At 50.9% G+C, this 14,349-nt stretch carries 12 protein-coding genes; 11 read left to right on the forward strand and 1 reads right to left on the reverse strand.

The window, feature by feature from the left end; genetic code table 11:
* Positions 1-91: 91 nt before the first annotated feature.
* From J5A66_RS04085 to J5A66_RS04120, 8 genes are all read left to right on the forward strand, one after another.
* Positions 92-3,439, forward strand: a complete 3,348-nt coding sequence (locus tag J5A66_RS04085; protein ID WP_211791214.1) for a protein O-mannosyl-transferase family — start codon at positions 92-94, stop codon at positions 3,437-3,439.
* Between the two features lie 182 nt (positions 3,440-3,621).
* The gene (locus J5A66_RS04090) at positions 3,622-4,233 is read left to right on the forward strand and encodes a polysaccharide deacetylase family protein (RefSeq protein WP_211791215.1); all 612 of its coding nucleotides are present in this window, start codon (positions 3,622-3,624) and stop codon (positions 4,231-4,233) included.
* On the forward strand, positions 4,211-5,221 hold the full coding sequence (queG, locus tag J5A66_RS04095) for a tRNA epoxyqueuosine(34) reductase QueG (RefSeq protein WP_211791216.1): 1,011 nt from the start codon (positions 4,211-4,213) through the stop codon (positions 5,219-5,221). Before J5A66_RS04090 ends, queG begins: the two co-directional genes overlap by 23 nt.
* Before the next feature lie 63 nt (positions 5,222-5,284).
* The gene (locus J5A66_RS04100; RefSeq protein WP_211791217.1) at positions 5,285-6,148 is read left to right on the forward strand and encodes an RNA polymerase sigma factor RpoD/SigA; all 864 of its coding nucleotides are present in this window, start codon (positions 5,285-5,287) and stop codon (positions 6,146-6,148) included.
* 57 nt (positions 6,149-6,205) lie between these two features.
* The gene (locus J5A66_RS04105) at positions 6,206-6,616 is read left to right on the forward strand and encodes a hypothetical protein (protein ID WP_211791218.1); all 411 of its coding nucleotides are present in this window, start codon (positions 6,206-6,208) and stop codon (positions 6,614-6,616) included.
* Positions 6,617-6,657: 41 nt separating this feature from the next.
* Positions 6,658-7,539, forward strand: a complete 882-nt coding sequence (locus tag J5A66_RS04110; RefSeq protein WP_211791219.1) for a hypothetical protein — start codon at positions 6,658-6,660, stop codon at positions 7,537-7,539.
* Entirely contained in the window at positions 7,515-8,000 is a 486-nt protein-coding gene (locus J5A66_RS04115; RefSeq protein ID WP_211791220.1) for a S24/S26 family peptidase, read from the forward strand. The genes J5A66_RS04110 and J5A66_RS04115 overlap by 25 nt, the downstream gene beginning before the upstream one ends.
* 35 nt (positions 8,001-8,035) lie before the next feature.
* Entirely contained in the window at positions 8,036-8,305 is a 270-nt protein-coding gene (locus J5A66_RS04120) for a PqqD family protein (RefSeq protein WP_211791221.1), read from the forward strand.
* A 395-nt stretch (positions 8,306-8,700) separates the two neighbouring features.
* On the opposite strand, the gene J5A66_RS04125 is transcribed toward J5A66_RS04120, so the two are convergent.
* The gene (locus J5A66_RS04125) at positions 8,701-10,020 is read right to left on the reverse strand and encodes an MATE family efflux transporter (RefSeq protein WP_211791222.1); all 1,320 of its coding nucleotides are present in this window, start codon (positions 10,018-10,020) and stop codon (positions 8,701-8,703) included.
* 209 nt (positions 10,021-10,229) lie between these two features.
* Here J5A66_RS04125 and J5A66_RS04130 point away from each other — a divergent pair, with 209 nt between their 5' ends.
* From J5A66_RS04130 to J5A66_RS04140, 3 genes are all read left to right on the forward strand, one after another.
* On the forward strand, positions 10,230-11,561 hold the full coding sequence (locus tag J5A66_RS04130; protein WP_211791223.1) for a TolC family protein: 1,332 nt from the start codon (positions 10,230-10,232) through the stop codon (positions 11,559-11,561).
* Positions 11,562-12,036: 475 nt separating this feature from the next.
* Positions 12,037-12,252, forward strand: coding sequence for a hypothetical protein (locus J5A66_RS04135; protein WP_211791224.1), 216 nt, complete (start codon positions 12,037-12,039; stop codon positions 12,250-12,252).
* A gap of 60 nt (positions 12,253-12,312) precedes the next feature.
* The gene (locus J5A66_RS04140) at positions 12,313-13,992 is read left to right on the forward strand and encodes a hypothetical protein (protein ID WP_211791225.1); all 1,680 of its coding nucleotides are present in this window, start codon (positions 12,313-12,315) and stop codon (positions 13,990-13,992) included.
* The last annotated feature ends 357 nt before the right edge of the window (positions 13,993-14,349 follow it).

Consider the following 14,349-nt stretch of genomic DNA (forward strand, 5'->3'; position numbering starts at 1 on the left):
TAAACAATGTTATTTATTTTGTACTTATAGCGATTTGAGCTATCTTTGCAGCCGTTATTTCGAAATAAAACCTTTTTATTTTCACCGATAAATGAAACAGTATAAGTTAGTAGACAATGCGCTGGGTTGGCTTACTTTTCTCATCGCAGCATTTGTTTACTGCTCAACCATCGAGCCGACAGCCAGTTTTTGGGACTGTCCCGAGTTTATCACAACAGGTTATAAACTGGAAATAGGTCATCCGCCGGGTGCACCTTTCTTCATGCTCACGGCCAATCTGTTCTCGCATTTCGCGAGCGATGCAACCCAAGTGGCACGCATGGTGAACACGATGAGCGCCCTGTTGAGCGCAACGACCATCCTCTTTCTCTTTTGGACGATTACGCATCTGACACGGAAGCTGGTGCTGAAAGATTGGGACGCACTGACTACCGGTAAGTTGATCGCTATTGAGGCTTCAGGATTAGTGGGTGCATTGATCTATACTTTTAGCGACACTTTTTGGTTCAGTGCCGTTGAAGGCGAAGTGTATGCCTACTCGTCGGCCTTTACGGCCATTGTATTCTGGCTCATACTGAAATGGGAAGACCATGCCGACGAACCGCATAGCGATCGTTGGCTGGTACTCATCATGTATATGACGGGATTGAGTATTGGCGTTCACTTGCTCAATCTGTTGTGCATTCCGGCTATTGTGTTGGTGTTTGTGTATCGGAAATTCCCCGACATCGAGGTGAAAGGTTCGCTTCTGGCGTTGGTCATCTCGTTTGTGGTGGTGGCGGCGGTGCTCTATGGCGTAGTACCGGGCATCATCACAGTGGGTGGATGGTTTGAATTGTTCTTCGTCAACACCTTGGGTATGCCGTTCAACACGGGTGAAGTGATTTACATTATTCTCTTGGCAGCTATTGTGATTTGGGCTATCTATGAGAGTTACACGGGAATTCATGCGAAGCGCGAGAATCTCTCGTTCATCGCCGCTTTTGCTATGTTGGGCATTCCGTTCTACGGTTACGGCTGGTCGGCGGTATTGATAGGAGTGATTGTGTTGGCTTTGCTCTACGTGGTGCTGAATTACAAACGGCGGACGGCCGATAGAAAACTTGTTCCTCTTGTTTCTTCGCGCATCAAGAACACGGTACTGCTCTGCATGCTGATGTTGATGATCGGCTATTCGAGTTATGCGGTGATCGTGATTCGTTCCCTGGCGAATCCACCGATGGACCAAAACTCGCCTGAAGACATCTTTACGTTGGGCTCGTATCTGAGTCGCGACCAGTACGGCGACCGTCCATTGCTCTACGGACAAGCTTTCAGTTCGCAGGTGCAGCTCGACCAAGAAGGTAACATGTGTAAGCCCCGAATGACAGAAGGAGCACCCATCTATCAGCGAAAAGAGAAGGCACGGGCCGACGAAAAAGACTCTTACTTCGTGGTGAGCCACAAGAATAAATACGTTTACGCGCAGAATATGCTCTTTCCGCGGATGTACAGTTCTGCGCATGCTCAGGCCTACGATGACTGGATGGGCGGAATCGACGGATCGGAAGTGCCCTACGACCGATGTGGCGAGAACATTATGGTGAAGATGCCCTCACAGGCTGACAACTTACGCTTCTTTCTTTCCTACCAATGCAACTTTATGTATTGGCGATATTTTATGTGGAACTTCGCCGGAAGGCAAAATGATCTGCAAGGAAACGGCGAACTCGAACACGGCAACTGGCTTACGGGTATCAGTTTTATCGATAATCTGCGGTTGGGCGACCAGAGTAAGCTGCCCGATGACCTCAAGAACAACAAAGGACATAACGTCTTCTACTGTCTGCCGCTGCTCTTAGGGCTCATCGGATTGTTTTGGCAAGCTTTCCGCGGACAGCGAGGTATCCGACAGTTCTGGGTGGTGTTCTTCCTGTTTTTCATGACGGGCCTGGCCATCGTTATTTATCTCAACCAAACTCCCATGCAACCCCGCGAGCGCGACTATGCTTATGCCGGATCGTTCTACGCCTTTGCCATCTGGTGCGGCATCGGTGTGGCGGCACTGATTGATCTGCTCAAGAAGCGGTTGTCGATGAACGAGACGGTGCTTTCGGCTATTGTGGGAGCGGTGTGTCTGCTGGTGCCTGTGCAAATGGCTTCTCAGACTTGGGACGATCACGACCGAAGTCATCGCGACACCTGCCGAGACTTCGGGCAGAATTATCTTATGACTCTGCAAGATAAAGGTAATCCCATTCTCTTCACCAACGGCGACAACGATACCTTCCCTCTGTGGTACAATCAAGAAGTGGAAGGTGTGCGAACCGATGCCCGTGTCTGCAACCTGAGCTACCTGCAAACCGACTGGTATATTGACCAAATGAAACGTCCGGCCTACCGTTCGCCATCGGTGCCTATCACCTGGCCAAGACTCGAATATTGTTCGGGTACGAACGAATACGTCGAAATCGTACCCCAGGCTAAGCAGCAACTGCTCGACTTCTACAAAACTAACCCCGAGCAGGCACGAGCTACCTACGGCGACGAACCCTTTGAACTCAAGAACATCCTGCGCTACTGGGTACGCTCGAAAGATAAAGACACCCACTTCATTCCTACTGACACGCTCTACGTTACCATCGACAAAGCTGCCGTGCGTCGCAGTGGAATGATGATGGCGGCCGACACGATTCCCAACAGAATGGTCATCTCGTTGGCTGGGAAGAACGCCCTTTATAAAGGCGATCTGATGATGCTCGAGATGATTGCCCAGTGCAATTGGGAGCGACCCATCTACGTAGCCCTCACCGTGGGACAGGAGAACTACATGAATTTGGGTGACAACTTCGTGCAGGAAGGACTGGCCAATCGCATCACTCCCTTTACCACCAATCTTCCCGGTGCGCGCAACTTCGATACCGAGAAAACCTATCGCAATGTGATGTATCGTTACCGCTACGGCGGACTCTCGCGCCGCGGCATCTACATCGACGAAACCGTCATGCGGATGTGTTACACCCATCGCCGGCTTATGGCTCAGCTCGCCACCCAGCTTATCGCCGAAGGCAAGAAAGAGAAGGCCCTACGCGTGTTGCAAAAAGCCGAGCAGGAGATACCCTACGAGAACGTGCCGGTAAGCTATGTCACAGGTGGCTTCGACCTGGGAGCCGGCAATGAGTTTGCCCGTAACTACGCCCTGCTGGGGCAGAAGGGAAAGGCACGCCAGCAAATCGACGCTGTATGGAAGAGTGCCGAGCAATATTTGGGATGGTATCTTTCACTCGAGGGAGCACGCTTCCAAGGTTCCACGCGCGACTGTTTGGCGCAATTCTATCAGATGCGGCAGACGGTGGCTATCACCGAGATGTTTGATCGTTCGCTGGCTGCCAAACAACGCAAGCAGCTCGAGAGTCTCATGTCGCTCTATCATAGCAAAGGAGGCGTCTTCCCCGAATAATCCTGATTTTTTCCGTTAGCCATGGCTGTTTGTACCGCGAGTTCATTGCCCCAAACCGCCATGGCTGTTTGCATTGCTGGACTTCGTTTGATCGAATTATATCGGTACGATTGCATCGCTGGATTTCGTGATGCGTTGTGGAATAAGGCAAATTTCCTTGTCAACTCGTCAACTAAAAAACAATGTTCATCGAGCAACCCTCCATCTGGTTACGTTGGCTTTATCCCCACGCTCTGTGGCGGATGGACAAACGGGAACGCGCCGTCTACCTCACCTTCGACGACGGGCCCATCCCCGAGTCTACTCCCTTCATCCTCGAAACCCTGGCCCGATATAACGCTCTGGCCACTTTCTTCATGGTGGGACAGAACGTAGAAAGATATCCCCATCTCTACCGCCAAATCCTCGACGCCGGGCATCGCGTGGGTAATCATACCTACAACCATATGGGTGGTGCACGACACACCATCCGCACCTATAGCGATAATGCCCGACAGGCCGACGAACTCATTCACTCGCACCTCTTTCGACCGCCGCATGGATGGATGCGACTCAGTCAATATGCCTGGCTCAGCCGGAAATACAAAGTCGTCATGTGGGACGTCGTGACACGCGATTACTCCAAATGGATGACCGCCGAAGACGTCCTTAACAACGTGAAACGATACACCCGAAACGGATCAATCATCACCTTTCACGATTCGCTCAAAAGTATCGACAAACTTCGCTTTGCCCTGCCGCAGACCCTGCAATGGCTCAAAGAACAAGGCTATGAATTCAAAACCATCGATTGACAAGAGTGAACTCTCCCGCCAGATCAAAGCCGAGGCCGCACGCCTCGGCTTCTTCGCCTGCGGCATCGCACATGCTGAAGCTGTAGACGAGGAGACGGCTCATGAGGTGAGACGATGGCTCAGCGAAGGACGGCACGCAGGTATGGACTATATGAACAATCATACAGACAAACGACTCGACCCACGACTGCTCATGCCCGGTGTACAGTCTATCGTGAGTGTTGCCCTTAACTACGCTCCTGCCCAACGTATCCCACAAGAACAATATCAACTTGCCGGCTACGCTTACGGACAAGACTATCACGACGTCGTCAAGACAAAACTCAGATCTCTCGCCACACACCTCGGCTTCACACCCTATCCCTCGCCTTCGAACCCATCCAATACCTTGACTCCCTCAAGTCCCTATTTCCGAGTATTCTGTGACAGTGCCCCCATCCTTGAACGATACTGGGCCGTGAAAGCCGGACTCGGATGGACTGGACGCAATCATCAACTCATTCTTCCACAGGCCGGCAGCCAGTTCGTTCTCGGCGAACTCTTCCTCGACATCCCCCTCCAATACGACCAGGAAATGCCCAGTCGCTGCGGCTCCTGTCACCGCTGCCTCGAAGCCTGCCCCACCCACGCTCTTGGCACCTGGAATCCCCATCACCCTCACCAACGACAGCCTCTCGACGCTCATCGCTGTCTCTCCTATCAAACCATCGAAAACCGCGAGGACCTCAACCCCACCACCATCCAGGCAATGGGCAATACCATCTACGGCTGCGACAGATGCCAAACCGTCTGCCCTTGGAACCGACTCGCTCCACCCACTGATATCCCCGAACTCCAACCCCGAACCGAACTCCTCGAAATGACCCGCGAGAAATGGCTCCGTCTCTCCGAAGACGACTATCGCCGACTCTTCAAAGGTAGTGCCGTCAAGCGCGCCAAATATACCGGTCTCATGCGCAATATCAATGCTGTAGGAAAAAAGGAATAAAAAGATTTGCAGATGTACACCAAAGTAATTAAATTTGCACACAAGCATAAAGGCAACACTTAAATGAGACAGCTGAAAATCACAAAATCAATCACCAACAGAGAGAACGATTCCTTAGACAAATATCTCCAAGAAATTGGACACGAGGAACTCCTCACGGTGGAAGAAGAAGTAGAATTGGCGCAGCGCATACGAAAAGGCGACCGAAAAGCCCTGGAAAAGCTCACCAAATCTAACCTCCGGTTTGTGGTGTCTGTTGCCAAGCAATATCAAAACCAAGGTCTGAGCCTGCAAGATCTTATCAACGAAGGCAACGTAGGACTAATTAAAGCAGCCGAGAAATTTGACGAAACACGCGGTTTTAAATTTATCTCGTATGCCGTGTGGTGGATTAGACAAAGCATTTTGCAAGCCATCGCCGAACAAAGTCGCATCGTAAGGCTCCCGCTCAATCAGGTAGGTTCGGTGAACAAAATCAATAAAGTGCTCAATAAGTTCGAACAAGAAAACGAACGACGCCCCAGCATCAACGAACTCGCAGAGAAAATCGATCTCCCCGAAGAGAAAATCGAAGATGCAATGAAGGTGACAGGTAAGCACATCTCCGTGGATGCCCCCTTTATAGACGGCGAGGAAAGCAGTCTGCTCGATACGATGACAAGTTCGGACACACCAACCGCCGACAATGAACTGGTTTTAGAATCGCTACGCAACGAAATCGCACGAGCATTGCAGTTTCTCAACGAGCGTGAGCGAAATGTCATCGAAGCCTTCTTCGGAATCAATCAGCAAGAAATGACGCTCGAGGAAATAGCAGACAAATACAGTCTTACCCGCGAAAGAGTGAGACAAATAAAGGAAAAAGCCATTAGAAGACTGCGAAACAATACAAAGAACAAAATGCTGAAAAGCTATTTGGGGCAGTGACAAAGAGTCGTGTGACTTACACACGGAAGAACTTGCAGTCATAAACAATTATCATTGATGAAGAATTATAAACAATATCTTTTTGCCATCTTATTGGCCTTGCTGGCAGGCAACGCGTCAGCAAAACTGAAACAAACAAAAGTTTACGCATTTGGATTTGCAGCATCATTCAACGACTCCACGGTCTATTTCACCGACGTTCAAGAAATAGATTCTGCATGGGTCAACGAAGGAAATCACTTTCTTTACAGTCGGGAGAACTACTCTTACCAACTGCGCGATTATTTGAAAGGCCAAGGCGTATCCTATCCCACTCCCATCACGAGTTTTGCACTGAAAAGAAAGACGGCGGAAAAGAAGCTGGCAACGCTTAGGAAGAAATACACGGAGAAAGGAAAATTTGATGTGCGCTACATTAAGGAATCGGAATTCAGATATGCGCCCATCGCTCCCGAAGAGGAGAAGTGAAGCATCGTCATTCCCATCAAGCACTCAAAGCGAAACACCGCATGATTCATCATTTCAGGATAGCAGAACTCAACATTAGAATCATTTTCGAGGAATCAAGGCACAACGGTCCGTCACTGATACAGTCGTTCGAGCCTTTTCGTGTATCGCCGTTCACAGACGATTTATTTTTTCAGCTCACGGTGGACGACCGGCTACGGCCCACGGACCAAGAGGAGAGAGAGACGATCAGAGATTTCGATACAGGGAATGGAAACACGCTTGTCGATCGACTCTCTGATGGTGGATATCAGTTTCTCATCAAAGACTTGCGAGGCAATCACTGCTGTTTGCTGCGCACGAATAAAGACTTTTCCGACTGTCGTTGCGCCCTCAATGGCAATTACGACATGCGTTGTTTCGGACTTAACAACGCCCTCATGCTCATCTTCGCCTTTGCCGGCAGCTTCAGGCAAACGTTGCTCATTCATGCTTCATTGGTCCGTCATCAGGGACGTGGATACGCCTTCACGGCCAAGAGCGGAACGGGGAAGAGCACGCACGTGAGTCTTTGGCTCCGCCATATCCCCGACTGCGACTTGATGAATGACGACAATCCGATCATTCGGATCATTGACGGACAGCCCTACATCTACGGCGGACCCTGGAGCGGGAAGACCCCCTGCTACCGCAACGTGAAAGCACGCTTGGGAGCCATCTCGAGGATCGACAGAGCCACGCAGAACAGCGTCGACAAGTTGAATCCTATCGAGGCGTTTGCCTCCCTGTTGCCCTCCTGTTCATCGATGAAGTGGGACAAAGACATCTTCAACAGCATCTGCAACACCATTTCCCGAGTCATCGAGACAACGAATATTTACACCGTCCACTGTCTACCCAACAAAGAAGCCGCCCTCCTATGTCACCAGATCATCGCCCAATAAAAGAACTACAGTTTGAAAACGCGCGTTTTCTGCCCGAGGTGGTAGCCCTTTTAGAAGAGGGGCACACCGTAACACTACGGCTCAAGGGCTTCAGCATGCGTCCCTTTTTGGAAGACAACCGCGACAAAGCCCTGCTGAGCAAGCCCACCACCATACAGAAAGGCGATGCCGTACTGGCTGAGATTGCAAAAGGGCATTTCGTTCTGCATCGCATCATCCGCATCAAGGGCGATGAGATTACGTTGCGCGGCGACGGAAATTTAGGTACGGAGCATTGCCAACGGAGCGACATCCGCGCTTTCGCCTTGGGATTCTACCGAAAGGGACGGAAGAAGCTCGACAAGACCAATAGTCTGAAATGGAAAGTCTACTCTTTCCTTTGGACCCGCCTCTTCCCCCTGCGCCGCTACCTCTTAGGCTTTTACCGGCGAGTGTGGCTGAAGGTATTTCAACCGATTTAGAAAACAATAAAAACAAATATTCAACAACAAAAAGGATGAAAGCAAAAAAAGGATTCAACCTGCGTTCCATCTGCGGCGAGCGTGTGATTGTGGCCGAAGGGAAAGAGAACATCGATTTCAGCAATATCATCAGTATGAACGAACCGTCGGCCTATCTTTGGGACTCGATTGGAGAAAAGGAGTTCACCGTCGATATGTTAGCCGACTTGCTCACGTCGCACTACGAAGTAGAGCGAGCAGTGGCTCTGGCCGATGTCCAGGCTCTTGTACAGCAATGGAGAGAGGCAGGCATCATCGAGGAATAGACCTATTTCGTTCCGAGCACCTCTGGTCTTCGCCTCAATGAGAGGATGTATCAACATTTTTATGATACATCCTCTTTTTTGTACCTCTTTCAATGCTACCATGTAGAACGCAAAAAGATTTTGGTGCACAGAATCTCAGGTTTTCGTGCAGAAAAAAGATTTTGATGCACAGAATCCCGGATTTTCGTGCAGAAAAAAGATTTTGGTGCACAGAATCTCGGATTTTCGTGCAGAAAAAAGGTTTTCATGCACAAAATGCCGCAGTTTGAGGAGGAAATGAAGACGGAGCGAACTATCCTCTCAGAAAAAAGGGCGCATCGGGATTTTGATACGCCCTTTATTGCCCGTTTTATGTTTCTGTGGGTGCAGAAGTCTCTGATTTGAGTTGGGTAGCATCACCGTTTCCCTTCGGTTCGCACAAACGGATGGCGCATGAAGAGAAACGTTTGGATGGCTCCGCGACTGAAGAGATAGACGAGGAACGAGAGCCAAAGGGCATGATTGGCGATGGTAGATCGGAGTAGCCAGTAGACCATGAAGAAGAGAATGGCCGAGAGAACCGACGAGACCAACATTCCTCGTGTCTGAGTGGTTCCGATAAAAAGGCCGTCCCACACGAAGGCTGCCATGCCGCTCAACGGAATCAGCACGGCCCAAGGAAAATAGGGTAGAGCAGCGGCCACCACCTCCTTGTTGCTGGTGAGCAGCGACAGGAACGCCCGTCCGCCCAGGAGATACAGTCCGCTGAAAGCCACAATCATCCCTCCGCCCCAAAGAAACAGTCGTGTCACCGTGGCAAGGAACGCCCTGCGATGGTTCGCCCCATAATATTTCCCGCCCAGTGCCTCTCCGGCGTAGGCAAAGCCATCCATCACGTAAGAGAAAATGGTGAAGAGTTGCAACAGCAGTGTGTTCACGGCCAGAATAACGACGCCCTGTGCCGCTCCGGCCGAGGTGAAGAAGAGATTGACGGCCACGAGGAAAACGGTGCGCAGGAAGATGTCGCGATGGATGTGGAAGAAGGGCGAGAGTTCCGCGCGGCGGGCGATGCCGTGCAGGTGGAAGTAGGTGCGTAGAGGCGGAAAATAGCGACGGAAGAAGAAGAAAAGACCCAAGGCCAGTCCGGCATATTGGGCCACGAGTGTGCCCAGGGCCACGCCCTCGATGGTCATTCCGCAGAACGCTACGAACAAGAGGCTCATGCCGATGTTCACCACATTCTGCACCATGGCAATGAACATGGGAATGCGTGTGTTCTGCATTCCGACGAACCAGCCCGTCAGACTATAAAGTCCCAGCATCGCCGGAGCTCCCCAGATGCAGACGACAAAATAGCGGCGCGCCATTGAGGCCACCTCCTCTGCCGGGCTCATCACTGCCAGAACACTCCGGCAAATGGGTTCTTGCAGCACCAGCAGACCCAAAGCCAAAAGCAACGCAATGAGCATCGAACGCAGCAGAATCCGGGCCATCTTCTCATGATTGCGTTCGCCGTAGGCCTGCGAAGTCATCCCGCCGGTTCCCATCCGAAGAAATCCGCATAGCCAGTACATCACGTTGAAGATCATGCTGCCCACGGCAATGGCTCCGATATATTGGGCCTGACCGAGGTGTCCCATAATGGCTACGTCTACCATTCCGAGCAGTGGGACAGTGATGTTGGAGAGGATAGAGGGGAGGGCGATTTGGAGAATTTCTTTGTCGGTCGAAGTCATTTCGTCGCGGATTTTACGTGAGTTTCGGGCGCGAAGATACGACAAAAACGGGAGATTGCGGACAACAGATTTTTGCAAGCGTACCGCTCGAGGGGTAATAATTGTTAATTCCGACACGGTCGAATCAACTTTTTCTCCCTTGCGTCCGTCTCACTAAAGAAATCGCTGGGGACTTTCATCCCTTGTGCCAAAACAACATCGGAAAGAACATGAAGAAACAAAGAAGACTCATCGCTGCTGTGCTGCTCATGCTCGCAGCCCTCGGAACGGTTCAGGCCAGAGAGTGGTCGCTGAAAGAATGCATTGACTACGCCTTGCAAAACAACATCACTCTGCAAAAGAGCCGCCTCTCGGTCAAGAGTGCGCAGGAAGATCTGCTGCAAAGTCGGGCCGGTTTGCTGCCATCGCTCTCGGCCTCTACCAATCAGAACCTCAACTATCGACCGTGGATCGAGTCGGCGGCAGGTGGTGGTGCTCCGTCGAGCGTGGATAAGGTTTATTATAACGGTTCCTACAGCCTTTCGGCCAATTGGACGGTGTGGAACGGCAACCGAAACCGCAACACCATCAAGCGAAATCGCCTCCTGACAGAATTGGCCGAGGCGCAAACCGAGGTGTCGGCAGCTACGATTCAAGAACAGATTGCACAACTCTATGTGCAGATTCTTTACTCGACTGAGGCCCTCCGTGTGAGCGAGCAAAGTCTGAACACGAGCCAAACCAACGAAGACCGCGGCCGAGAAATGCTGCGTGTGGGCAAGATGAGCCGCGCCGACCTGGCGCAACTCACCGCGCAACGAGCCCAGGAAGAGTATAACCTCGTGGCTGCGCAGAGTACGCTTGCCGATTACAAGCGACAGCTGAAGCAGCTCTTGCAAATAACCGATGGCGAGGTCTTCGACGTAGTCGTTCCGCCCTCGACCGACGAGATGGCCCTGCAACCGATTCCCTCTGTGAGCAATGTCTATCTGGCCGCCGTTGAATGCCGTCCCGAACTCAAGGCCGCACAGCTGGCCCTGGCCGGAAGCGACGTCAACATCAAAATAGCACGGGCTCTCCGTCTGCCCACCGTCAGCCTGGGCGGAGCCTTCAACACCAACACTTCCTCTACCTCCCACAATGCCTGGGGCACACAGTTGAAAACCCATCTCGACATGGGTGCAGGTCTTACCGTGAGCATCCCGCTTTTCGACAACCGCACGCAGCGCACCGCCCTCAACAAGGCGCTCATCGAGCGGCAGGGCTATCTCCTGGATTTGAAAGACCGGCAAACCGCTCTCTACGCTAACATCGAGAACTATTGGTTGCAGGCCACCACCCATCAAAGTAAGTTCAAGGCTGCAAAGGAGAGCGTGAAGAGTGCGCAGGAAAGCTTCGACTTACTTAGCGAGCAGTTCAGACTCGGACTTAAAAACATCATCCAGCTCATGACCGGAAAGAACAACCTCGTTGCCGCCCAGCAAAACGCCCTGCAAAGTAAGTATCTCGCCATTTTGAATCTCGACCTCTTGCAGTTCTACCAAACGGGGAAGATGAGGTAGGCCTTTAGGTGCAGATCTTCCTCCTCCGGTTTCCTCTTTTTGGTGAATTCAAAAGTTTGTATTACCTTTGCCCCGTCTTTTAGGCAGCAGAACAAAGGATATATATATCATATAATGTGTAGCGTGCATCTCCATACAGGCATAACAGCGGAGCAGAAAGGGGCGAACTTTTCTGCATCTTTTAACGCCTTTTCTTTGGTAGTCTCCGAGAAAATGACTACCTTAAACACACACACACACACACACACACACACACACACACACACACACACACACACACAATGTTCGCACCTATTGTAGTGTAAGACTTTTTCACTTTCTCCTACGCGCGCGCGAAGCGAGTGTAAACCATAGCCTGCAAAGGGATTCCCAGCGAATCTCTTTGCAGGTTTTTTCGTACTCGGTCAGTGCGGGAGGAAGAGAGCGTGAAACCAAATTTTCCAGGATATATTAACAACAAAACCAAGTTTTAGTTATGAAAAGAGATCAAGTAAACATTCAACATTACACACGTCCCGAGATTAGGGTCTTGAGGCTCGACACGGACAGTCAATTGATGCATCAATCTGGCAGCGGCGGTCACCAGTCGGCCGGCAATGAGCAGGTGCTACCCGGTGCCAAGCAAGGATTCTTTGACGAAGAGGATACCGACGATGCCGCCTACACGCCCTACCGAGTATGGGAGGAATAAAAAGAAAAGTAGTAAGTGATAAAGTAAGTAGTAAGTAATAAAGTAGTAAGTAGAAAAAATATGATCAAGCAAATAAGAACATCTGCCCTTGCCTTGAGTGCGCTTTTAATGATGAGCTGTGCGGGCGAGAATACGGCACAAGGAGATAAGAACACAGAAGAATTCGATACAAGAGGACTGACAGAGTTTACCACGGCCCCAAGTTCCAAGTTGACTTCGGCCAAATCAGGATTGCCCTGGCAGGAAGACGAGATAGAAACGCGCACCACGGGCGAGTACACCGGATCGGGTATCGACTTCTATTGGACCACGGACGACATTCTTTGGATTCACACCGACGACGATGTCCTCAATCCGCTCAAGAAGAGCAAGCGCAGCAATATCGCTACCCTGAGTGCTGCCGACACGAAGAACCGAACCGCCACGGCCAAGTTTTATTTCGATGGCTCCTTTACCAAGAGCAGCTACACCGTGCGCTATACCGGAAAGAACAGCACATCGGGCGACAAAGTAACCATCCAGGCCCAGCAATCGCAGGCTGAGCCCAACGTTGTCCGTCAACTGGGCGAGAGCGGCGACTGTGGCATCGCCACGGCCACGATGAACAACGGCCGCTATGAGTTCACCCTCCGGCATCAAGCCGCCTACCTCACCTTTATCCCCTACAACGCGCCGGGTGACATCAGCACCGCGGCCAAACTCGTCAAGATCAAGGTGACGGCCAACAAGCCCCTGGCCGGCGAATACAACTTCAGTGATACCGGTCTCGACCTGGCCACCTCACCCGCCAACCCCTCCAACACCATCGAACTGAGCGTAGGCGGCTCTACTGGTTATGCCCTGCCTACGGCCGCAGCCTCCGACAAGTCTTTCACCATGGTGTTGGCTCCCGGTACATACAGCAGCTTCAAGGTAGAATACATCTTTAAGAACCAAGACGACAACACCGAGATCAGCACCACTCGAGAGTATGCCAACCTCACCTTCAATGCTGGCAAGAACACCGAGCTGGGCAAAGACTTCGACATTCGTGTCTATCATCCCAAATACACCCTATGGGATGCGAATAATGATCTGTGGTATGGTAACGAACAGCATCAACCTAAAACGCCGGGTGGACAGCATACAGCGCATCTGCCCGTCAATGAATACGATTCGTATCTACGATGGGCGAATGGTACGAGCGTCCTTGGCTCTTATTTTCAGGCCCGCCGGAATTGTAAAGACTGTCCTAATCCCAATATCCTGTTTTGGTATCTGTACAAAGGTGATCCGCACTGGGATGCAGACAGAATGTGGGTGGCTTTGGGCAGGCTCTTTAAAGGTGGCGTTTGGCTGAAAAGACAGAGTGTAATCAAACAAGAGAATTTGGCTCTCTTGGGAGGAAAGAACATGGAGGATGGTTTTGACGATGGAAATGGTTGGATAGACTGGAAAGATGAGAATAATTGCATTAAAAGAGAAACCTTTTCTCCCACTCCGCTGTCACCCTCTGCCCTCAATAAATATTTCTTCTTACCTGCTACAGGAATGTATGGCATGGCTCCGAGTGCGCCTTCTTCCTATGGCAGATTTGATCAGTCGTATGCTGCTTTTTGGTCGAATATAAGTGATGGAGATGGCGATCACGCCTGGTCAATAATCTTCTACTCTAATGGCCCTGGAACTCTCAAGGGAGAGCTCAATTCAAATACAAGCCGTTCCTTGAACGGCCTTGGCATTTGGCTGGGGGAGAACTAAACCAACCTGGATGCGACGCCATTCTCTCCTGCAATTAGTTCAGTGGCAAGAGCACCTCGTTGAATATCAAGGACAGTGTAGTTGAATGTCAACTACACTGTAGTGGAAAACGGGTGGGGCGTAGAATAAAGAAGACAGAATCCTAATGATGCGATGCGCATCAACTGTCAACGTCGCGCGTGAGCATCATTTACAATTCAAGAGGTGACTTCCCGATGTGTGGGAAGTCACCTCTTGCGTATCGGGAGATCATCTGCCATACATCAGGAGATCATCTGCCATGTATCGGAAAGTCATTTGTTATGCATCGAAATCGTATCTGTCATGCATCGGGAGGTTATCTGTCATGCAACGGAA

Source organism: Prevotella sp. oral taxon 475 (assembly GCF_018127805.1).
Classification (GTDB): domain Bacteria; phylum Bacteroidota; class Bacteroidia; order Bacteroidales; family Bacteroidaceae; genus Prevotella.

Bases quoted from the DNA above. Each gene is read 5' to 3' on its own strand.
- J5A66_RS04085 (WP_211791214.1), top strand. From the start codon at position 92: ATGAAACAGTATAAGTTAGTAGACAATGCGCTGGGTTGGCTTACTTTT.
- J5A66_RS04090 (WP_211791215.1), top strand. From the start codon at position 3,622: ATGTTCATCGAGCAACCCTCCATCTGGTTACGTTGGCTTTATCCCCAC.
- queG (WP_211791216.1), top strand. From the start codon at position 4,211: ATGAATTCAAAACCATCGATTGACAAGAGTGAACTCTCCCGCCAGATC.
- J5A66_RS04100 (WP_211791217.1), top strand. From the start codon at position 5,285: ATGAGACAGCTGAAAATCACAAAATCAATCACCAACAGAGAGAACGAT.
- J5A66_RS04105 (WP_211791218.1), top strand. From the start codon at position 6,206: ATGAAGAATTATAAACAATATCTTTTTGCCATCTTATTGGCCTTGCTG.
- J5A66_RS04110 (WP_211791219.1), top strand. From the start codon at position 6,658: ATGATTCATCATTTCAGGATAGCAGAACTCAACATTAGAATCATTTTC.
- J5A66_RS04115 (WP_211791220.1), top strand. From the start codon at position 7,515: ATGTCACCAGATCATCGCCCAATAAAAGAACTACAGTTTGAAAACGCG.
- J5A66_RS04120 (WP_211791221.1), top strand. From the start codon at position 8,036: ATGAAAGCAAAAAAAGGATTCAACCTGCGTTCCATCTGCGGCGAGCGT.
- J5A66_RS04125 (WP_211791222.1), bottom strand. From the start codon at position 10,020: ATGACTTCGACCGACAAAGAAATTCTCCAAATCGCCCTCCCCTCTATC.
- J5A66_RS04130 (WP_211791223.1), top strand. From the start codon at position 10,230: ATGAAGAAACAAAGAAGACTCATCGCTGCTGTGCTGCTCATGCTCGCA.
- J5A66_RS04135 (WP_211791224.1), top strand. From the start codon at position 12,037: ATGAAAAGAGATCAAGTAAACATTCAACATTACACACGTCCCGAGATT.
- J5A66_RS04140 (WP_211791225.1), top strand. From the start codon at position 12,313: ATGATCAAGCAAATAAGAACATCTGCCCTTGCCTTGAGTGCGCTTTTA.